20 protein-coding genes are annotated in these 20,666 nt (G+C 39.5%); 11 read left to right on the top strand and 9 right to left on the bottom strand.

Translation table 11 applies throughout. From position 1 onward, the window contains the following. The first annotated feature begins 267 nt into the window (after nt 1-267). The gene (locus AC3E9U_RS12985; protein WP_488747347.1) at nt 268-690 is read left to right on the top strand and encodes a DUF1801 domain-containing protein; all 423 of its coding nucleotides are present in this window, start codon (nt 268-270) and stop codon (nt 688-690) included. A gap of 50 nt (nt 691-740) precedes the next feature. On the opposite strand, the gene AC3E9U_RS12980 is transcribed toward AC3E9U_RS12985, so the two are convergent. Together AC3E9U_RS12980 and dinB are read right to left on the bottom strand one after the other, a co-directional pair. Next, on the bottom strand, nt 741-3,797 hold the full coding sequence (locus tag AC3E9U_RS12980; protein ID WP_488747346.1) for a DNA polymerase III subunit alpha: 3,057 nt from the start codon (nt 3,795-3,797) through the stop codon (nt 741-743). 1 nt (nt 3,798) lies between these two features. Next, on the bottom strand, nt 3,799-4,950 hold the full coding sequence (gene dinB / locus AC3E9U_RS12975) for a DNA polymerase IV (protein WP_488747345.1): 1,152 nt from the start codon (nt 4,948-4,950) through the stop codon (nt 3,799-3,801). A 100-nt stretch (nt 4,951-5,050) separates the two neighbouring features. Between dinB and AC3E9U_RS12970 the strand changes: the two genes are divergently transcribed. From AC3E9U_RS12970 to AC3E9U_RS12945, 6 genes are all read left to right on the top strand, one after another. Next, nucleotides 5,051-5,815 carry an XRE family transcriptional regulator gene (locus AC3E9U_RS12970; RefSeq protein ID WP_488747344.1) on the top strand — a complete coding sequence of 255 codons (765 nt, stop codon included), beginning with the start codon at nt 5,051-5,053 and terminating at the stop codon, nt 5,813-5,815. 104 nt (nt 5,816-5,919) lie between these two features. Next, nucleotides 5,920-7,017 carry a class I SAM-dependent methyltransferase gene (locus AC3E9U_RS12965; RefSeq protein ID WP_488747343.1) on the top strand — a complete coding sequence of 366 codons (1,098 nt, stop codon included), beginning with the start codon at nt 5,920-5,922 and terminating at the stop codon, nt 7,015-7,017. 118 nt (nt 7,018-7,135) lie between these two features. Further along, nucleotides 7,136-7,681, top strand: coding sequence for a DUF4468 domain-containing protein (locus AC3E9U_RS12960; protein ID WP_488747342.1), 546 nt, complete (start codon nt 7,136-7,138; stop codon nt 7,679-7,681). Between the two features lie 128 nt (nt 7,682-7,809). Next, nucleotides 7,810-9,057 carry a peptidase T gene (pepT, locus tag AC3E9U_RS12955; protein ID WP_488747341.1) on the top strand — a complete coding sequence of 416 codons (1,248 nt, stop codon included), beginning with the start codon at nt 7,810-7,812 and terminating at the stop codon, nt 9,055-9,057. A gap of 111 nt (nt 9,058-9,168) precedes the next feature. Next, complete coding sequence (locus AC3E9U_RS12950) at nt 9,169-9,636, top strand: GNAT family N-acetyltransferase (protein WP_488747340.1); 468 nt, start codon at nt 9,169-9,171, stop codon at nt 9,634-9,636. A gap of 7 nt (nt 9,637-9,643) precedes the next feature. Continuing rightward, a complete protein-coding gene (locus AC3E9U_RS12945; protein ID WP_488747339.1) occupies nt 9,644-10,228 on the top strand; it encodes a YdeI/OmpD-associated family protein in 585 nt (194 codons plus the stop codon). 52 nt (nt 10,229-10,280) lie between these two features. Here AC3E9U_RS12945 and yajC read toward each other — a convergent pair whose 3' ends face one another. From yajC to AC3E9U_RS12925, 4 genes are all read right to left on the bottom strand, one after another. Then, complete coding sequence (gene yajC, locus AC3E9U_RS12940) at nt 10,281-10,556, bottom strand: preprotein translocase subunit YajC (protein WP_488747338.1); 276 nt, start codon at nt 10,554-10,556, stop codon at nt 10,281-10,283. A gap of 11 nt (nt 10,557-10,567) precedes the next feature. After that, nucleotides 10,568-11,050 carry a DUF1573 domain-containing protein gene (locus AC3E9U_RS12935; RefSeq protein ID WP_488747337.1) on the bottom strand — a complete coding sequence of 161 codons (483 nt, stop codon included), beginning with the start codon at nt 11,048-11,050 and terminating at the stop codon, nt 10,568-10,570. A gap of 16 nt (nt 11,051-11,066) precedes the next feature. After that, entirely contained in the window at nt 11,067-12,011 is a 945-nt protein-coding gene (nusB, locus tag AC3E9U_RS12930) for a transcription antitermination factor NusB (protein ID WP_488747336.1), read from the bottom strand. 84 nt (nt 12,012-12,095) lie between these two features. After that, complete coding sequence (locus AC3E9U_RS12925) at nt 12,096-13,202, bottom strand: Glu/Leu/Phe/Val dehydrogenase dimerization domain-containing protein (RefSeq protein ID WP_488747335.1); 1,107 nt, start codon at nt 13,200-13,202, stop codon at nt 12,096-12,098. A 199-nt stretch (nt 13,203-13,401) separates the two neighbouring features. Here AC3E9U_RS12925 and AC3E9U_RS12920 point away from each other — a divergent pair, with 199 nt between their 5' ends. The 3 genes from AC3E9U_RS12920 (at nt 13,402) to AC3E9U_RS12910 (ending at nt 18,251) form a co-directional block, all read left to right on the top strand. Beyond that, the gene (locus AC3E9U_RS12920) at nt 13,402-15,150 is read left to right on the top strand and encodes an ABC transporter ATP-binding protein (RefSeq protein WP_488747334.1); all 1,749 of its coding nucleotides are present in this window, start codon (nt 13,402-13,404) and stop codon (nt 15,148-15,150) included. A gap of 73 nt (nt 15,151-15,223) precedes the next feature. Beyond that, the gene (locus tag AC3E9U_RS12915; protein WP_488747333.1) at nt 15,224-15,607 is read left to right on the top strand and encodes a PUR family DNA/RNA-binding protein; all 384 of its coding nucleotides are present in this window, start codon (nt 15,224-15,226) and stop codon (nt 15,605-15,607) included. A gap of 133 nt (nt 15,608-15,740) precedes the next feature. Further along, the gene (locus AC3E9U_RS12910) at nt 15,741-18,251 is read left to right on the top strand and encodes a cation-translocating P-type ATPase (protein WP_488747332.1); all 2,511 of its coding nucleotides are present in this window, start codon (nt 15,741-15,743) and stop codon (nt 18,249-18,251) included. 30 nt (nt 18,252-18,281) lie between these two features. Here AC3E9U_RS12910 and AC3E9U_RS12905 read toward each other — a convergent pair whose 3' ends face one another. From AC3E9U_RS12905 to AC3E9U_RS12895, 3 genes are all read right to left on the bottom strand, one after another. Then, nucleotides 18,282-18,953, bottom strand: coding sequence for a hypothetical protein (locus AC3E9U_RS12905; RefSeq protein ID WP_488747331.1), 672 nt, complete (start codon nt 18,951-18,953; stop codon nt 18,282-18,284). A 98-nt stretch (nt 18,954-19,051) separates the two neighbouring features. Then, a complete protein-coding gene (locus AC3E9U_RS12900) occupies nt 19,052-19,384 on the bottom strand; it encodes a tRNA-binding protein (RefSeq protein ID WP_488747330.1) in 333 nt (110 codons plus the stop codon). Further along, the gene (locus AC3E9U_RS12895; RefSeq protein WP_488747329.1) at nt 19,384-19,857 is read right to left on the bottom strand and encodes an Mpo1 family 2-hydroxy fatty acid dioxygenase; all 474 of its coding nucleotides are present in this window, start codon (nt 19,855-19,857) and stop codon (nt 19,384-19,386) included. Before AC3E9U_RS12895 ends, AC3E9U_RS12900 begins: the two co-directional genes overlap by 1 nt. 84 nt (nt 19,858-19,941) lie before the next feature. On the opposite strand from AC3E9U_RS12895, the gene AC3E9U_RS12890 reads away from it, so the two are divergent. Then, a complete protein-coding gene (locus tag AC3E9U_RS12890) occupies nt 19,942-20,499 on the top strand; it encodes a thioredoxin family protein (protein ID WP_488747328.1) in 558 nt (185 codons plus the stop codon). Nucleotides 20,500-20,666 lie beyond the last annotated feature (167 nt).

Below are 20,666 nucleotides of genomic sequence, written 5' to 3'. Positions count from 1 at the left end.
ATTTCCAATCAGATACTTTAGTAACATCAAAATCTATAAAAAGATCGACACAAAGGGTTTTGTCTGATTAATTTCCCATTACCTGAATGTATTCCCCGAAGTTACTCCGTACTTAAGCCGTACCAAAGCCGTACCAAAGCCGTATATAAGCCGTATATAAGCCGTATAAAGCCGAGTAATAAAAATGAGTTACAAAACCGTAATTCTCTATTTAAAAAAGTGTTTAACTTTAGCTTTCTGCATAACATCCTAATTAACTAATGAATCATGGCTAAAAACAAAACAGAAGTAACCGACAAAAGTGTTACCGACTTCATAAACGAATTCGCAACAACCGACCAAAAAAGAAAAGACAGTTTTGAATTGATAAAGCTGATGCAAAGTGTTTCAGGTTATGCACCGGAAATGTGGGGACCCAGCATCATTGGTTTTGGCAGTTATCATTACAAATACGAAAGCGGTCATGAAGGCTCTGCTCCGCTTCTCGGTTTCTCGCCCCGAAAAGCAGCCATTTCCCTATATGTATACACCGGCCTGAAAGAACACGAGTACTTATTGGAAGATCTGGGCAAATTCAAAATGGGAAAGGTGTGCATCTACGCCAATAAACTTTCCGATATCAACATAGAAAAATTAACCACACTGATGACTGAAACCATGAAATTCATGAAGGAGAAGTATCCTGGATAAAACCCTAACCCTTAACAGATCCCAACTTGGTTCTTGTCTCTACACCTCTCTCACCCCTTCATCCTCCCCCTCGGCAACCCAATCTCATGCTCCGACGGATAAGGTGCCCGGTGCGTCATACTCACATTTTCTCTTATCTGCTGCTGGGTTTTGAATTGCGCTTCACTGCCATTGGAATACCTCGGGTCCGGAATAAAAGGCATTTTGGCCATTTTGACAATCGTGATGGCCGGGAAATGATAATCAATCTCAACGGTTCCCAACAAAAGATAACAGCCTCCTCCCTGAAACGGATAGTTTTTCAGACTGTCCGGAAAATGAGCCGTATCAAAAAACTCCCCTTGCGCGTCTACCCAGGTTCCGAAATACATTTCACCACGTTTGGTAGGAACATGCTTTCTGGAAATCAAATAAGCTAACATTCTAACTGTCTTCTTATGATGCAACAGCAGGTCTTTCGCCATCACATCCCCCCGATATCTGGTCTGTAATAAATCGAAAGGCGAACAGGACACCGGAAAACTCAGCAGTTCAATTTCATCGAAAGCATCCTCAAAGGGAGAACGCTCCAATTCCGGCAGTTTGTATTCCTTCACCGGTTCCTGCAGCAACATCAGACTTCTGTTTTCGGGTTTGAAATTTACCAGCAATAAACGGGCACGCACCAAAAGCTCATTCTTCGATTTCTCTGTAAAACGAAAGGCTCCAATAAAGATCAGGATCTGGATTCCTTCAATACCTATCGGAACTCTGTTTATAAAATCTTCCAATGATTGATATTCTCCGTTGGTTTCTCTTTCGGATAAAATCTGCTGAGTCACCTTATACTCCAGGCCTTCCAAATGCATAAACCCGAGATACACGTCGGTACCGTACAAAGTGGTTTCATAGTCGCTTCTGTTCACACACGCATTATGAATAGTAGCCCCCGACATCCGAGCCTCATGTACGTAGACTTCCGTCCGGTAAAAACCACCCTGATTATTAATAACCGCGACCATGAATTCTATCGGATAATACACTTTGAGATACAGACTCTGATAACTCTCCACCGCATAAGACGCAGAATGTGCTTTACAAAACGAATACCCGGCAAAGGACTCTATCTGCCTGTAAATCTCCTGACTGAGCTGAGCAGGATGCCCTTTCCGTTCACAACAGGCAAAGAAATTATCTTTCACTTTCTGCAAAGCCGCCTTGGAACGTCCTTTACCGCTCATGGCTCTGCGGAGGATATCACCATCGGCAGCCGGAAGTCCACCGTAATGCAAAGCAATCTTGATCACATCTTCCTGATAAACCATAATGCCGTAGGTTTCCCCCAACTGTTCCTGGAACACTTCATGAAAGTACTCAAACTTATCAGGGTTATTATGCCGAAATATATACTCTTTCATCATCCCCGATTGTGCCACCCCCGGACGAATAATCGATGAAGCGGCCACCAGTGTTTTGTAATTATCGCATTTCAGTCGGCGAAGCAATCCACGCATGGCCGGGCTTTCAATATAAAAACAACCAATAGTCTTTCCCCTACTTAAAAACTCGTTTGCTGTAGCTTCATCTTTAGAAATCGAAGTATTCCGGATGTCAACATTGATTCCTTGGTTTTTCAGCACAAGCTTTTTACAGTCGTCTATATGGCCAATGCCACGCTGACTCAAGATATCAAACTTATCAAAGCCGATATCCTCCGCAACGTGCATGTCGAACAAAACAATCGGAAACCCTTTAGGCGGCATTTCCAGAACGGAATAATTAGTAATCGGTTCTTCCGAAATAAGAATCCCGCAGGAATGCATGCTCCGCTGATTAGGGTATTTTTCCAGTAACATCCCATATTCCTGCACTAACCTAACCACGCTGTTAGTATCATGCATGGCCATAGGATTTTTAGCTAAAGCGTCCAGTTCTTCCTTAGGCAGACCAAACACCTTCCCTATTTCCCTGAAAATCGAACGGTATTTGAATTCCACATTAGTACCACAAAAGGCAACGTGTTCTTTACCGTATCGTGTAAAAATATAGTCGAGTATGATGTCCCGTTCTTTCCAGGACCAGTCAATATCAAAATCGGGTGGGCTTTTACGGTTTTCATTAAGGAACCGCTCAAAATACAGGTCAAGTTCTATCGGACAAATATCTGTAATCCCTAAACAATACGCTATGATACTATTGGCGCCGCTTCCACGGCCTATGTGCATGAACCCCATGCTGTTACTGTAGCGGATAATATCCCAGGTGATAAGAAAATAACCGCTGAAACCAAGTTGTTCGATTACCTTCAACTCTTTCTCGGTCCTTGCTTTGGCTGCCGCATTGTTCTTCCCGTAGCGCCATTCCAAACCCTGATAAGCCAATGTGGTGAGCAACGCCATATCGTCTTTACTGTTGTTGGTGTAATACTTCTTGTTCTTGGGAGTTGAAAAATCGAACTCGAAATTACAGTCATCAACAATACGCTCCGTGTTCCGAATGATTTGCGGATATTCTTTGTACTGATGAAGCAGTTCTTCTTCCGGCAGCATTACCTCTGTTGTGGCACAATGATCCTCTTGTGTCAGTTTGGACAGAATGATATTCAAGTCGATAGCCCTTAGGATCTTATGCAGATTGAACTCCTTTTTAGTTCCAAAAGTGACCGGTTGCCAAATAACCATCCTATCGATCAGGCTTTTCCATTCCGGGTTAAATAACTTCACAAGTTGTTCGGGACGAATGCCAATGTATTCATTTTCTCTGAGCTGTTCCGGCTGCTTTCCGAAAGGATAAATGATTATGGTATGCTCCAATGAAGGAGCCGTTTCCGGTAAGGGTGTTCCGTCAAAATTATGTTGCGTCAAGAAGCGATTCATTTCAGCTACACCGCTATGGTTCTTTGCCAATCCGATATAATGAAGTTTATTATCCCAACGGAATTCAATACCCACCAGCGGTTTTATACTTACGGCTTTGCATTCTTTTATAAAATCATAAATCCCGGTCACCGTATTGATATCGGTGAGCGCCAAAGCCTTTACGTTGGCCCGCACGGCTTTTGCCACTAAATCGCTGATGGAAATAGTGCCGTAACGCAAACTATGATACGAATGACAATTAAGAAACATGTTAAAGCTTTTTTTGAAGAATTGTACCTACCCGTCCCACGGCATCAAAACCGTAGCGCTTCTTGATTTTATCCATAGCCTGATACAAGGCGATCATCTCAAGTGTATCTTCAAACAGATTGATCTGATAGGTCCCGCGCACCAAACCACTGAAGTTGATACCGATCATCCGAAGCCGCATCCGACGGTCGTAAAGCTTATCAAACAATTCTTCAATCGTTTTTATAAGCACATGATCGGCAGAGGTATACGAAACCCTGCATTGTTTGGTCTGCGTATCGAAGTTGGCATACTTGATCTTAACCGACACCGTCGATGTAAGCCATTGTTCCGAACGCAACTGATAAGCCAGTTTCTCCACCATGCCTGTCAGAATGGTCTTCATCGCATAAATATCTATGGAATCCTGATTAAAGGTCTGCTCCGTAGAAATCGACTTCCGTTCTCTATAAGGCTCTACAGGATTGTTATCGATACCGTTGGCTTTCTTCCATAATTCGATGCCGTTTTTTCCTATCATCTGCTGCAGTACATCGGCCGGCATTTCCGATAATGTCTGTATCGTTCGGATGCCAATTCGGGACAGCAGCTGAAAAGTCACATCACCCACCATCGGAATCTTTTTAATGGATAGCGGATTAAGAAACGGTCGTACCTGATCCTCGGGGATTTCAAGATTTCCTTTGGGTTTACTCTCTCCTGTTCCTATTTTCGAAACCGTTTTATTCACCGACAACGCAAAACTGATGGGCAGCCCCGTTTCTTTGGTGATGGTTTGCGCCAGCTCGTTAGTCCATTTATAACAGCCATAGAACTTATCCATACCGGTAATATCCAGATAATGTTCATCGATGCTGGCCTTCTCAACAATAGGTGCTTTTTCCTCAATGATCTGGGTAACGTTATACGATAATTTGGAGTATAATTCCATATCCCCTTTGATGATTTTCGCCTGCGGACACAAGCGCATTGCCATACGGATGGGCATTGCCGAACGCACTCCAAACACCCTCGCTTCATACGAACAGGATGCCACCACTCCTCTGTCGCCACCTCCGATAATCAAAGGGATTCCCTCTAATTTTGAATTACCTAATCTTTCACAAGACACGAAAAAAGTGTCTAAATCCATGTGTACAATCGCCCGTGCCATAACCTCTCTTTTTTTGGATTGAAAATATATTCTACAAAATTAGAGCGATATGATATAATTTGTATTATTTTTGTTGATACAATATATATCAATTTTTATTATGACACTGTTTGCTGATAATTTGAGGTATTTAAGGGCGCGTAAAAAAGTATCACAACAAAAAGTTGCCGATGATTTGCGCATCAGTCGCGGGCAGTATCAAAAGTATGAGGACGGGAATTCGGAAGCTCCGTATCAGATTCTGATCCGCATGTCTCAATATTACAGCATCACTACTGATTTACTGCTGACGGCTGATCTGACCAAAGTAGGTTTGGACAGTATGATCAAGATCGGGCAAAACCGAATGCTGTTACCGATTAGAGTCGATGCAGAAAATAATGATGTCATTGAAATTATCCCCCAGGCAGCCAAAGCCGGTTATACCAGTGGCTATTCCGATCCTGAATACATCGGGAACCTGCCGATTATCTCACTCCCTTTTCTGGGTTTCGGCAAACACCGTGCGTTCCCTGTTGAAGGTGATTCGATGCCACCACACGAAGACGGTTCTTTTATCGTGGCCAAATACATTGAAAGCCTTGGTGAGATCCAGGATGGAAAAACCTATATCGTGATTACCAAAGACGACGGGATCGTTTACAAGCGTCTAAATAAAAACGGAAAGAATTCCTTAGTGCTGCAATCGGACAATACCTTCTATGAACCGTATCAGGTTAAGGCTTCAGATATCCTTGAGATTTGGGAGTACGTTTGCAACATCGGCCGTAATGACCAAAAGACCGAACACTCCGCTGATAACATCACTTCACTGCTTATGGAAATGCGGAAGGAGCTTCGGGAGGTTAAAGCGAAAATACAGTAGTTTTTTATACTGACACAGACCAGATTACCCACATAATGAGCTGATATAAAAAATACTATCCCTAACTTTGATATGCCCTCTGCAGTAATCAAAACACAAAAGTGATGCAGCTATCGGATATCATAAAAACAAGAATCCAACAGGAAGGTCCAATTTCGTTTCGCGATTTTATGGAAATATCGCTTTATTATCCGGAATTGGGTTATTATACTTCCGAAGGGGAAAAAATCGGAGCTGAAGGTGATTACTATACCAGTCCGAATCTCACACCACTCTTTGGCACCATGATTGCCCGTCAGTTAATCGAAATGTGGGAAGCAACCGGCAAAGACCAATTCACCATTGTTGAATACGGAGCCGGCACGGGTAAACTTTGTAATGACATCCTTGATTATCTTAAAACGGTTCCTGAGTTCTACAATAAGCTGCACTATATCATCATCGAAAAAAGTCCTGCAATGCGGGAAAAAGAAAGAGCCCGTATGCATGAAAATGTAAACTGGTGCGAAACCATTCAGGATATCCCCGAAATCACCGGCTGTATACTCTCCAATGAACTGGTAGATAATTTTTCCGTTCACAGAGTAGTCATGGAAGACGAACTCATGGAAGTTTTTGTGGGCTATGAAGATGGTTTTTACGAAGTGTTACGACCCGCTTCAAAAGAACTGAAGGAGTATCTGAACGAACTGAATGTAGTATTACCAAAAGGATTTCAGACGGAAATAAACCTCCAGGCAAACGAGTGGATATCCGAAATTGCACAGTCCTTAAAAAAAGGATACGTTATCACCATAGATTATGGTCACCACTCTTCGGAATTATACAAACCGGAGCGACAGACAGGAACATTGCTCTGTTATACCAAACATTCGTTAAATGCCCATCCGTACGAAAATATCGGAAATCAGGACATCACCGCCCATGTGAATTTTTCAGCGTTATGTCAGTCAGGTTTAAAAAACGGATTGGAGTGTTGCGGAATAACCTCTCAGACCAATTTCCTACTGGCACTGGATTTCAAACAACTTCTAAGGGAATCACTCGAATCTGAAGAAGATATCATCAAAGCAATCGAAAAAGAATCACTTCTTACCCACGGGCTCCTGCTTGACCTGGGCATGAAATTAAAAGTCCTCATCCAAAAGAAAGGTTCTGTAAAAACCAATCTCCGCGGACTAAGCAACGGCGCTAATACATAATCCAAAAACTTTTCCGGCAATGACTTCCTTTTTTGTCCAATTAATTTAAAAAAACAGTAATATTGTAATGCTATAAAAAACTAACCTTAAATTTTATTAACCTAAGCGAAAAAAGAGCATGAAAAAAATATTCTTACTATTAGTATTATTTGCCCTAAACATTAATGCACAGGAGAAATTCGAATTCCCTCTAAATGAAAACGGACAAATCATTTTTACCGAAGTAGTTCCGGCTGATGGAAAAACTAAAGATGACTTGTTCAACAACTCGAAAATGTTCTTTGTAAACACTTACAAGGTGACTCAGGAAAAACTGAAACAGGACAAAGCGAATTATTCGGTTTCAGACAACCAGTATTCGGTCATGACGGTAAAAATGAACGGAAGCGATGTAAAAGTGAAATTATTCTACACGATTGCAATCATGTCAAAAGACAATAAATACAAATACGATATCAAAAACATTTTCACTAAAACAGAAGTTTCGGAAACGCCTTTGGAAAAAATGTTTGATAAAACCGCTTCAGAAAGAGCTGCGCAAAAACCTAAGTTAGCAGAAAATCTTAAGGCATATTATGGTGCTATTAATGCAGAGATTGAAACAATCAAATCTAACATCAAAAAAGAAATGGCGAAATCAGGCGCTGCCAAAAGCGATTGGTAGTCTTGAGAACCCATCTAACCCTAACAACAAAAGGCTCCTTTATAGGAGCTTTTTTATTTTCTAACCATTATTTACACCTTGATTTTGATGCATAAACCTTATATTTGTTTTCTCAAAATTTAAAAACTATGCAACATATAATCGATCGTTTCATCAGTTACGTAACTATTGATACGGAAGCCGATCCAAACTCAACTACAACTCCAAGCAGCGCTAAACAATGGGATTTAGCCAACAAATTAGTCGAAGAACTAAAAGCCATCGGTTTACAGGATGTAACTATTGACGACAAATCATACATCCAGGCGACGTTGCCAAGTAATTTGGATTATGAGGTACCAACCATCGGTTTTGTGGCGCATTTTGACACTACGCCTGATTTTACGGGAGCTAATGTAAATCCGCAGATCGTTAAAAATTATGACGGCGGCGACATCATTCTGAACAAAGAAAAAAACATTGTATTATCTCCGAGCTATTTCGAAGATCTATTACTATACAAAGGTCAGACGTTAATCACAACCGACGGACTTACCCTTTTAGGTGCCGATGACAAAGCGGGTGTTACCGAAATCGTTACCGCGATGGAATACTTAATCAAAAATCCGCAGATCAAACACGGAACCTTGAAAGTTGGTTTCACTCCCGATGAGGAAATCGGACGTGGTGCTGACTTCTTTGACGTAGAGAAATTTGGATGTGACTGGGCTTATACCATGGACGGCAGTCAGATTGGCGAATTGGAGTATGAAAACTTCAATGCGGCCGGTGTAAAACTGAAATTCAAAGGAAAAAGTGTTCACCCGGGTTATGCGAAAGGCAAGATGATCAACTCCATGCTTTTGGCTACAAAATACATCTCTAAATTACCTAAAGACGAAGTACCGGAAAGAACTAAAGGTTACGAAGGATTCTTCCACGTAGTTCACTTGGACGGAAGTATTGAGGAAACAAATGTACAGTTAATTATCCGTGACCACAGCCGCAAACAATTCGAAAAACGCAAAAAAGAAGTGGTGAAAATTGCTGATAAATTCAATAAAAAATACGCAAAGCAATTCGGAGCTGATATTGTTGAAATTGAAGTAAAAGATCAATATTACAACATGCGCGAAAAAGTTGAACCGGTTAAACACATTGTTGATTTGGCTGAGCAGGCGATGAAAGCTTTGAACATCAAACCGCTTATCAAACCTATTCGCGGTGGTACGGACGGTTCCCGTTTATCATTCATGGGATTACCTTGTCCGAACATCTTTGCCGGCGGACATAATTTCCACGGTAAATACGAATATGTTCCTGTGGAAAGTATGCAGAAAGCTATTGATGTAATCATCAAAATTGCAGAACTTACTGCTGAGAAGTATAAGAAGTAGGCAGAAGGCAGCAAGTTGAAACCAATATATTTAAACCGCAGATTTACAGATTTTAAAATTAAAAATCTGTAAACTGCGGTTTCTTTTTTCAATCATTAAACCGAAGAGCCCATGTACAAAATCGTTAAACAATCATCCCTCACCGAAGTACAAAAAGAGCAGCTTTTTAAGCTTTGGAACCAGGAGTATCCTGTAAATTTGGCTTACGCCTTGCCCTCCGATTTTGAAATTTACCTGAGCAAACTGAACATTCAAACCCATTTTTTATTAACGGATGAAAATGAGCAAATTCTGGGCTGGGCACTTCTTTTTGAAAGGGAAAATGAAATCTGGTTTGCCATCATTGTTGATTCGTCCTTGCAGGGAAAAGGTTTCGGATCCGGTTTATTGGAGCGATTAAAATCCAAAACCGATAGCCTTAACGGCTGGGTAATTGACCATGACAACGATAAAAAAAGTGACGGTACTATTTACAAATCACCAATAAATTTCTACCTTAGAAATCAATTTAAAGTCAGCAATGCCATTCGTTTGGAGCTTGATATCATTTCGGCCGTAAAAATCGAATGGACAAAATAATTTCGTTATGGAAGAAAAAAAGAATCCGTGGAATAAAAACAACTTATGGACCGAAGAACTCGATTTCATACAATCGATAATTGCCAAAACCGAACTGGTGGAAATGACCAAATGGGGCGGCTCGGTGTATACCATCAATAAAAAAAATGTCGTAGGTGTCGGCGGGTTTAAATCCTATGTTGCCGTTTGGTTTTTCAATGGTGTTTTTTTAAAGGATGAGAAAAAAGTACTGGTCAATGCCAATGAAGGCGTGACTAAAGCATTGCGCCAATGGCGTTTTCCAACGAAAGAAGAACTTTTAAAAAACGAAAAGCAGCTTCTTCAGTACATCAATGAAGCCATAGCCAATGAAAAGGCCGGAATTTCCCAAAAACCGGAAAAGAAAGAAGCGATCGCTTCTGAATTACTTGATGCCGAATTTAAAAGCGACTCAGTATTAGCAAAAGCTTTTGATTCCTTTTCCCCGTACAAACAGCGTGAGTTTCTGGAGTATGTGGAAACGGCAAAACAGGAGAAGACCAAACTCACACGCATTGAAAAAATCAAACCGATGATTTTGGAAGGCATTGGTCTGAACGACAAATACAGATAATAAAAAAGTCCCGAATGATTCGGGACTTTTTTATTTATATAGGCTTTGAAAATTATTTCGCAGCATTAGCTTTCATGCTCAATTCCATTGAAATGGCAGAACGCTCCATTTTAATTTTACCGGCCATGGTTTCGATTACCACTGTCTCATCGTGCAATTCGGCAATTTTACCGTGGATTCCCGATTTAGTGATAACTTTGTCGCCTACTTTTACAGCGGCTTCAAACTCTTTTTCTTTTTTGGCTCTTTGCTGTTGCGGTCTGATCATTAAGAAATAAACAACCGCTAACATTAATATTATTGGTAAAAACTGACTCATTTGTCCCATAGTAGTATTCTTTATCTTATAGGTGTTGTTACCAACTGACCTGGTTTTGGTGATACATTTGCTTTGATAGTTACTTTCTCAGAACCTTCTTTTGTGTTTGTTGTTAAAGTAACTGATTTTTCCTGGTGACCCGGTTTCCCTTTAGAATTGAAGGTAACTTTCATATCAGCTGAAGCGCCCGGTTTGATCGGTTCTTTTGGCCATTCAGGAACGGTACATCCGCAACTTCCCTGTGCGTTGATGATGATTAAATCCGCTTCTCCGTCATTGGAAATTTTGAAAGTCGTTTCCGCTAAATCACCTTCTTTGATGTTTCCGAAATCGTGTTCTGTTTTGTCAAATTTTATTACAGGTAATTTCCCTGAAGCTGCATTTTCAGCGGTTACTTTTTCAACAGTTGCCTCATCGATTTTCTCTGATGCATTCTCTTTTTTACAAGAAGTCGACAGCACCAAAGCAGCAACAGCCAACACTCCAAAAGTTCTTTTGATCATAATTTAAAAAAGTTAGTTACATTAAACCTCTTCCGGTTTTGATTAATTTATTTTCTTTTTGGTATTCTTTGACTAAATTATCTAAAATTCCGTTGATAAAAATACTACTTTTTGGTGTAGAATATTCTTTGGCTAATTCTAAATATTCGTTAATAGTTACTTTAACCGGAATCGATGGGAATTTCAAAAATTCGCAGATGGCCATTTTCAGAATGATCGTGTCGATCTCGGCGATACGTTCCGCGTCCCAGTTCGGTGTTTTATCAATAAATTCTTTGGCCAATTCCGTATTGTTCAGAACGGTTTTACGGAAAAGGTTTTTCACGAAGTCCTTATCGTCTGAATCCTTGTATAATTTCGGCACAAAAAACGAAGTATCGTCCGCTGATTTGATTTGCTTCAACTGTTTCACGATCATGGTGTTCACTAAAGGAATATCATCAACCCACGTTAGTTTATTATCCTCTAAATAATCATAAAGTTTTTCGTTCGGCGCAATAACTTCGGAAAAGATATCCAATACAAACTGTTTGTCCTCTTCAAAAGTATTTACATTATTTTGCATGTAGTTCGCATACAACTCACTGTTTTTTACTTCATCCAAAAGCAAAAGAATATAATCGTCATTGTTTTTCCAATTCGTTATCTTCCTGTCTTCCATAGCGATACTCAATGAATTATTTTCTTCCAATAATTCAAGTACCTGGTTCTTTATAAATTTTGTATTGGGATTGCGTTCTTCTTTTGTAGCTAGGTGTTTTTTGCTGGATTTGTCGATAAAATCTTCCTCCGACTTTCTGATTTCCACTAAAGCGGAAAGCATGATAAGATATAAATCCTGAATATTTTCGATACTCTGAAACAAGAATTTTTCTTCCTTATCAAGATTATCGGAATTGTTTTGATGCATAGCGTAAATGGACTGCATCACTTTTACACGGATATGTCTTCTGTTTAACATCTGCTGTAAGAACTTTAAAAAAATTACGGAGCGGAAGAATGCCTTCCGCTCCGCAAAATTATGAAATATTATTGACAGTGAAAATTACTTTCCTGCGTTTTCTTTTTTTCTTGCATCGATACGCTCCTGAGCCATTCTCATAGCTGCCTGATGTGTAGTGATGTTGTTTTCTTTAGCATAGTTGAAAATATCTAACGTTGTATTATAGATATTCTCAGTTCTGCGCATTGCCTCATCTTTACCGTATCCTGCGATTTCACCGTAAACATTAATGATTCCACCTGCATTGATCAAGAAATCCGGAGCATATAAAATACCTCTTTCCTGTAATCTTGCACCGTGAACCTGCTCAACAGCTAACTGATTGTTTGCAGCACCTGCGATAACTTTAGCTTTGATTTTTTCGATAGTATCGTCGTTGATCGTAGCACCTAAAGCACATGGAGCATAAATATCCACATCAGCACTGTACAAATCAGTACCACTGAATACTTTAGCACCGTATTTAGCACCAACTTCCTGCAAACGAGCTTCGTTGATATCAGCAATCTGAACAAGAGCACCTTCTTTAGTGATTAAATCAACCAAAGTCTCACCTACGTGACCGATACCCTGAACCAATACTTTTTTACCTTCTAAACTATCTGAACCGAATTGGTATTTAGCAGAAGCTTTCATTCCCATGTAAACACCGTAAGCCGTTACCGGAGAAGGGTTACCAGAACCACCTCTTGACTCGGAAATACCTGTTACATAAGGAGTATAATCTCTGATCAAGTCCATATCTGCTGTAGTTGAACCTACGTCCTCAGCAGTGATGTATTTTCCACTTAATGAATTAACAAACTGACCGAATTTAATGATCAATTCCGGTGTTTTATCCACTTTAGAATCACCAATAATAACTGCTTTTCCTCCACCCAGGTTTAACCCTGAAATCGCCGACTTGAAAGTCATTCCGCGAGACAAACGCAATACATCATTTAATGCTTCCCATTCGTTAGTATATTTCCAGATTCTTGTCCCTCCCAAAGCAGGTCCTAAAACTGTGTTATGAACACCAATAATTGCTTTTAAACCAGTATCTTTGTCGTGACAAAATACGATCTGCTCATGATTATCAAATGAAACCTGACCAAAAACCGGGTCCAGTTTATGAAGCTCATTAGCGTTTGTGACTTCTGTTATCATGTTGTAAATGTTTTTTAAGTTGAATTATATTCAAAAACAGGATGCAAAATTACATCTTTATTCAGAATATTTCAACACAGTTCACCTATTTTAATTTATAATTAATATTTATTTTCAAAAGATAAACACAATTTTTTAAAATTTTTATTCATTTTTTTAAGATAAAAATTAAGATTTTTTTACTAAAAGCCATTTAAAAATGAAAGAACTACAATATTTAAACAAATATTTTATAAAATATAAATACAGCTTCCTTCTCGGTGTGATCATTACAGTTGCAGCGCAATTCTTTACTTTATACACTCCAAAGCTAGTCGGAGACTCAATTAAAACATTAGAACACAGTAAATTACCAAACGATATTATTCAGGGAATTCTGTTGAAAAACATTTTACTGATACTGGCTACGACACTTATAGCCGGTTTCTTAACCTTCCTGATGCGCCAAACTTTAATCGTAATGTCACGCCACATCGAATTCGATTTAAAAAATGAAGTCTTCCGCCAGTATGAAAGACTGACACAGCACTTTTACAAACAAAACCGTACGGGCGATTTGATGAACCGCATCAGCGAAGATGTTGGAAAAGTCCGACAGTATGTTGGGCCTGCGGTTATGTACTCCATAAATACCATTATCCGTTTCGCGGTGGTTACCGTCCAGATGTTTTCCGTGTCGAAGGAACTTGCACTTTATTCTTTGTTGCCGCTGCCAATTTTAGGCTATAGCATCTTCAAAATCAGTTCCGAGATCAATAAACGAAGTACAGCTTACCAGCAGAATTTATCAAAACTATCCACATTTACGCAGGAGATATTTTCTGGCATCAGGGTGATTAAAGCTTATGCGATTGAAACCAACAAGCAAAGGGATTTTGAAAATCTTTCCGAAGAAAGCAAAACCAAAAATCTGGATCTAGCGAGAGTACAATCCTTATTTGGTCCGCTGATGATTTTATTGATTGGAATCAGTAATCTGGTGGTGATTTATGTGGGTGGAAGAATGTACATCAACGGCTCCATTCCGGATATTGGGGTTATCGCCGAATTCATTCTGTACATCAACATGCTGACATGGCCGGTAGCGTCTTTGGGATGGGTTTCTTCGATGGTTCAGGAGGCTGAAGCTTCGCAAAAGCGCATCAACGAATTCCTGAAAGTGGTTCCGGAAATTCAGAACACGGTAGATGAAAAAACAGATATCCACGGAAAAATAAGTTTTGAAAATGTATCCTTTACTTATGAAGACACCAATATCAAAGCACTTCAAAACATTTCCCTAACCATCAATAAAGGAGAAACATTAGCGATTTTAGGAAAAACAGGTTCCGGTAAATCAACCTTGCTTTCCCTGATCAGCCGATTGTATGATGTAAAAGACGGTGTGGTTAAAATTGACGGAACAAATATCAAAGACCTCAACTTATATGATGTTCGTGATCACATTGGTTTTGTTCCCCAGGATGCCTTTTTGTTTTCCGACACCATCAAAAATAATATCAAATTCGGAAAAGAAGAAGCGACCGATGAAGAAGTTGTCGATGCTGCCAAAAAAGCTGTCGTTCATAAAAATATTGTGAAGTTTAAAAACCAATATGAAACTATTTTAGGCGAACGCGGGATTACACTTTCGGGCGGACAAAAGCAAAGGGTTTCCATTGCAAGAGCGCTTATCAAAAACGCCCCTATCCTTCTGTTAGACGACTGTCTTTCAGCGGTTGACACCGAAACTGAAGAAGCAATCCTAAATAATCTGATGGAATTCTGTAAAGACAAAACCACTATCATTGTAAGTCACAGAGTTTCTTCCGCCAAGAACGCCGATAAGATAATCATTCTCGAAGACGGAAAAATAATTCAGCAGGGAGCTCACTATCAGCTTGTAAATCAGGAAGGTTATTACAAAGAATTGTTCTATAAGCAACTTTCCGAAAAAGAAATGCAATAAAATCTTGGTTATTTTGGTTTTTTTTTAGATTTTTGGTTTCTACTTAACACAATTAATATTTGACAGAAGGATTATGAGAGAAAATGATTTATTAGAAAAAGAAGAAATTTTTTCTAAAGTTTTAAGAGCCGGAAGAAGAACTTATTTCTTTGATGTAAGAGCGACTAAAGCTGACGATTATTACATCACAGTTACAGAAAGCAAAAAGTTCACTGAAGAAGATGGTTCCTTCCATTTCAAAAAACACAAAATCTATCTATACAAAGAAGATTTCGCCGCTTTTAAAGATATTTTGGATGAAATGACTTCTTATGTGTTAAACCATAAAGGTGAAGAAGTAATCTCTGAAAGACATCAAAAAGATTTCAAAAAAGAATTTTTCAGTGAAAGAACAACCGGAGAAAACGAAACAAGAACTGCCGGAAGTTACACTGACATTGATTTTGATGACATTTAATAATCCGTCAAGAAAACATATTCAAAAAGCCCAAATCGAAAGATTTTGGGCTTTTTACTTTTAATACCACTACAAAAGCTTTCCCATTTCAGACAGAATAACGTAAATTTGATAGTGACGTTATCCGCAGACCATGGCTGAAAAAATAAATATTCCTGCACATCTTACCGGATTGAACGAAGAAGAAATCCAAGCTTCACGAAAAGAATTCGGCACCAACGAGCAAGTACACAAACCGCACTACCGTTGGTGGAAAGCTATTTTTGACGTGTTAAAAGAACCCATGCTGCTTTTACTGATAGCTGTATCGGCAATCTATTTCCTATTGGGGCAAAACAGTGAAGCTATTTTTATGCTGATTTCTGTCCTGGCTGTCTCCGGGATTTCATTTTATCAGGACAACCGCAGCAGAAAAGCGCTGGAAGCCCTAAAAACACTAAACGAACCTTTATCGACCGTACTCCGCAATGGCAAAATGACTCCTATTCCCACAAATGAAATTGTAGTCAACGACCTAGTCATAGCGGAAGAAGGTAATTTAATCAATGCTGATGGCGAAATAGTTCAGAGCAATGACTTTTCCGTGAACGAGGCTTCTCTGACCGGCGAATCCTTTTCCGTATTCAAATCGGAAAAATCAGAAGACCGAAAAGTATATAGCGGAACCTTAGTAGCTTCCGGACTGGCAATTTTCCGTGTGACCAAAGTAGGAATAGCCACAGAATTAGGTAAACTGGGCTCGTCGATACTCAACATTAAAGAAGAAGCTACTCCGCTACAACTTCAAATCGAAAACTTTGTAAAAAAAATGGCTTACGCGGGTGCTGCAGTTTTTTTGTTGATTTGGGTCGTCTATTTTTGGAAAACACATGATCTGCTTCACAGTTTACTCAAAGGCCTCACGCTTGCCATGTCTATACTTCCGGAAGAAATACCGGTAGCGTTCACCACTTTTATGGCCCTCGGCTCCTGGCGAATGATGCAGGAAGGTATCATCATCAAAAAAACACAAACGGTGGAAACCTTAGGAAGTGCGACTGTTATCTGCACGGATAAAACAGGAACTTTAACAGAAAACAAAATGAGTCTTCAGGCGATTTTTGCCCTAGCGAACAATCAACTTTCCGAAAACGGAGACTGGAATGATCCCAAAATCAAAGAGGTCATTACCACTGCGATGTGGGCCAGTGAACCCGTTCCCTTTGATCCGATGGAGAAAACATTGCATATGACTTACGAAAAAATAGCCGAAACCGATGAACGGCCTTCTTTTACAATGTTTCACGAATATCCGCTCGAGGGGACACCTCCGATGATGACACACCTGTTTAAGAATCGGGAAGGAAAAAGGATAATCGCCACAAAAGGAGCTGTCGAAGCACTTATAAAAACAGCTACCCTTAATGATACCGAGCGAGACCGGCTTCTGGCTGTATCCAATTCATTAGCCTCCAAAGGCTTTAGAGTTTTAGGCGTCGGATATTCCGATTATGACGGTATTGTTTTTCCAAAAACCCAACAAGAATTCCCGTTTCATTTCCTTGGATTGGTTGCCTTCAATGATCCTCCAAAAGCAAACATAAGGCAGGTAATCCGACAATTTACAGAAGCGGGAATTACCGTAAAAGTAGTGACCGGAGATAACCAAATAACTACAAAAGCAATTGCTGAAGAAGCAGAAATCCCGAACGCAGAAAAATATATTAACGGCGCAGATTTATTGCAATTAGATGAAACGGAACGAATTAGTGTCATACACAATACCGCTTTACTTACCCGAATGTTTCCCGAAGCTAAACTAGCGGTAGTCAATGCGTTAAAAAAAGACCAACAGGTCGTTGCCATGGTGGGTGATGGCGTTAACGATGGACCGGCATTGAAAGCTTCCCACATCGGAATCGCCATGGGGAAAAAGGGAACCGAAATTGCAAAAAGTGCCGCAGATATTATTCTTATCGACGATGATCTGTCAAAAATGGTTGTTGCAGTAGCCACAGGCAGACGAATTTATGCCAATATAAAAAAAGCTGTCCAATATATTGTGTCCATTCATATTCCGATCATTTTAACCGTCTCCCTTCCTTTACTTTTAAACTGGCAGTATCCCGATATTTTCACACCGGTACATGTTATCTTCCTTGAACTTATAATGGGTCCGATGTGTTCCATAGTTTACGAAAATGAACCTATCGAAAAAAACAGCATGCAGCTTCCTCCACGAGCGTTGCGCAGTACATTTCTATCTTTCAAAGAAATGACTTTCAGTATTGTTCAGGGATTAGCAATTACACTTGGGATCCTCTTTGCATATCAGTTCAGCGCACAAATTTATCAAAGTGAACAATGCACCCGAACGATGGTTTTTGTGACCTTAGTCTTTGCCAACATACTATTATCACTGACCAACCGGTCGTTCCTCTACTCGATATTCACAACGCTGAAATATAAAAACAACATGATGTTTGTTTTGAATACAGCAACACTACTACTTCTGGCGCTGATTTTATACCTTCCTGTAATCTCAGCATTTTTCAAAGTACAACCGCTTTCTCTGTTACAACTGGCCTTTTGTCTTGCAGTAAGTTCTGCGTCTGTTTTGTGGATTGAAATACTGAAATGGCGACGAAGAAAGCGCTCAATGTAAAAACTCCTTTACTGAATTTCATCATTTTTGCTAATCACTTTGGTCAACCCTGACAAAGAACTTTCCAATCATTGTCTCTTCCACTTTATCAGGAATATAGATATCATTCTTATTGGAAAAGAAAATATCCGAAATGGTAAACTTCGGCGATTTGTGCTCAAATAGCAGTTTTGTCAAATTCTGATTGTTTGAAAAAACCAAAAAGGTACATTTAATTTCTTCAGCACTTCTAATGGTCCAGATTTTATTTAATGCGAACATGGGATCTCCTATCTGTTCCAAATAGGAAATATCAAAATAATTAGAATCAAAGTAAGTACTGTCAAACTGCACCTCAATTTTGCGGTCTTTATTGTTTATGACGAACATTTCCGGGTTGAACATAAAATCCTTGGAAAAAGACATACCGGCTATGCTACTAACCTTTAGTGTATATGTTTTTTGAGGCTGAATTTTAAAAGAAAACGCTTTGTAATTTGAGTAGATCGTATCATCATAGACCAAAACAGAATCCTTGAGAGTCAGTGCACTTTCGTGATATTCATTGAAGGAAATCTTCGTCGTGGGTGTATATTCAATTTTATCAATGGACATATAATCCCGTGTCTTAAGTTGACTATAGCTTTGAATCGGATTGATCTTTTTTGCGCAGGAAACCAAACACAAAATTGCAAGTAAAAAAAGGAAGGGAAATTTCATCATGATTCAACTGATTAAAAATTATTGAAATCACACAAATCTTCTATCAGACGCTTCTTTGCGCTCTCTGAGAACAAACAAGTCTGCAATCTTATTTTAAACTACCCTATTCTGAGTCCGTTTTCAACCTTAAAATCAGGAGCCAGCAAAACAATATCATTATCTTCACCCACAGAGCCTAAAACAAGGCATTCACTCATAAATTTCCCGATTTGCTTTTTCGGAAAATTAACCACGGCAACAACCTGTCGCCTGACCAATTCTTCTTTAGTATACCTTTTTGTTATTTGCGCGGATGATTTCAGTATGCCGATCTTGGACCCAAAATCAATACTTAGCTGATATGCCGGTTTTCTGGCTTCGGGACAATCATTTACTTCGATAATCGTTCCCACTCGCATTTCTACTTTTTCAAATTCTTCCCAAGAAAGCATCAATCATTATTTTTAGATGAAAACATATTTTCCATAACCCATGCCGGTCCGATCAGCAAAAACTGGATATCTTTCAAAAAAGAAGGTTTCTTCCCTTCTATCTTATGTCCGTAAAACTGACCTATCCAAGCCAATACAAAAATCAACAGCGAAACTTCCCAAAGTTCAAACCAAATACTGATGATGAAATTCATTGCAATACAGATCGCAGAGAAAATGGAAATCTTAATGGCCATCATTAGTGAGAGTCTTGAATAAAAAGTCAGCACAAAAAGTAGGACCACTACCGCCCAGTTATCGATCATAGGCTCATGAAATGGTGAAATCCTGGTCAGAATCCCACTTGGAATACACATCAGCAATCCGATGATGGAAAAGTAAATCGCCGGCACACAAATATAATGGATCTTCTTATTTATGGGATTCTGATGACTAACGCCGTACTCATCAAACCATTGCTGTAACGTTTTCATACTCCCGAGTTTTATCCTACTAATTTAAAAAAAAATATTCCGGGAAATTCATTTTTATCGTAATTTGGTAAAAACAAAAACATCATGGCACGCACACCCTCCAACATGCTACCATTAGGAACCATAGCACCGGAATTTTATCTGAAAGACACCAATTCCAACTATTCCTATTCCTTCGCCGATTTAAAAGGAAAGAAAGGAACGCTGGTGATGTTCATCTGCAATCACTGTCCGTTTGTACATCATGTGATCGATGAAGTCGTGATGATTTCTAACGATTACAGGGTTCAGGGATTGGGAATCATTGCCATTTCGAGTAATGACATCATTAACTATCCTCAGGATGCTCCGGAACTGATGAGCGATTTTGCCCTGAAACACAATTTTGAGTTCCCTTATCTGTTTGATGCCACACAAGAAGTTGCCAAAGCTTATGATGCCGCCTGCACTCCGGATTTTTACTTATTTGACAATCAGGATCGATTGGTTTACCGCGGACAATTAGACGACAGTCGCCCGGGAAATGGTATTCCGTTAAGTGGAAGTGATTTGCGCAATGCCATTGATGGCGTGATTTACAACCGAATTATCAATCCGAATCAGAAGCCAAGTTTGGGGTGTAATATTAAGTGGAAGGAGTGATTAGCAGTTAGCCGAAGGCAGAAGGCAGAAGGCAGAAGGCAGAAGGCAGAAGGCAGAAGGCAGAAGGCAGAAGGCAGAAGGCAGAAGGCAGAAGGCAGAAGGCAGAAGGCAGAAGTTAGCAAATTTCGAAAATCTATTTCAAATCCCAATTTTTCATCTAACTTATT

The sequence above is a fragment of the Flavobacterium sp. 21.1 genome (assembly GCF_057801535.1).
Note: the sequence above shows the minus strand (reverse complement) of the source record. Positions and strands in the feature narration are given on the sequence as shown.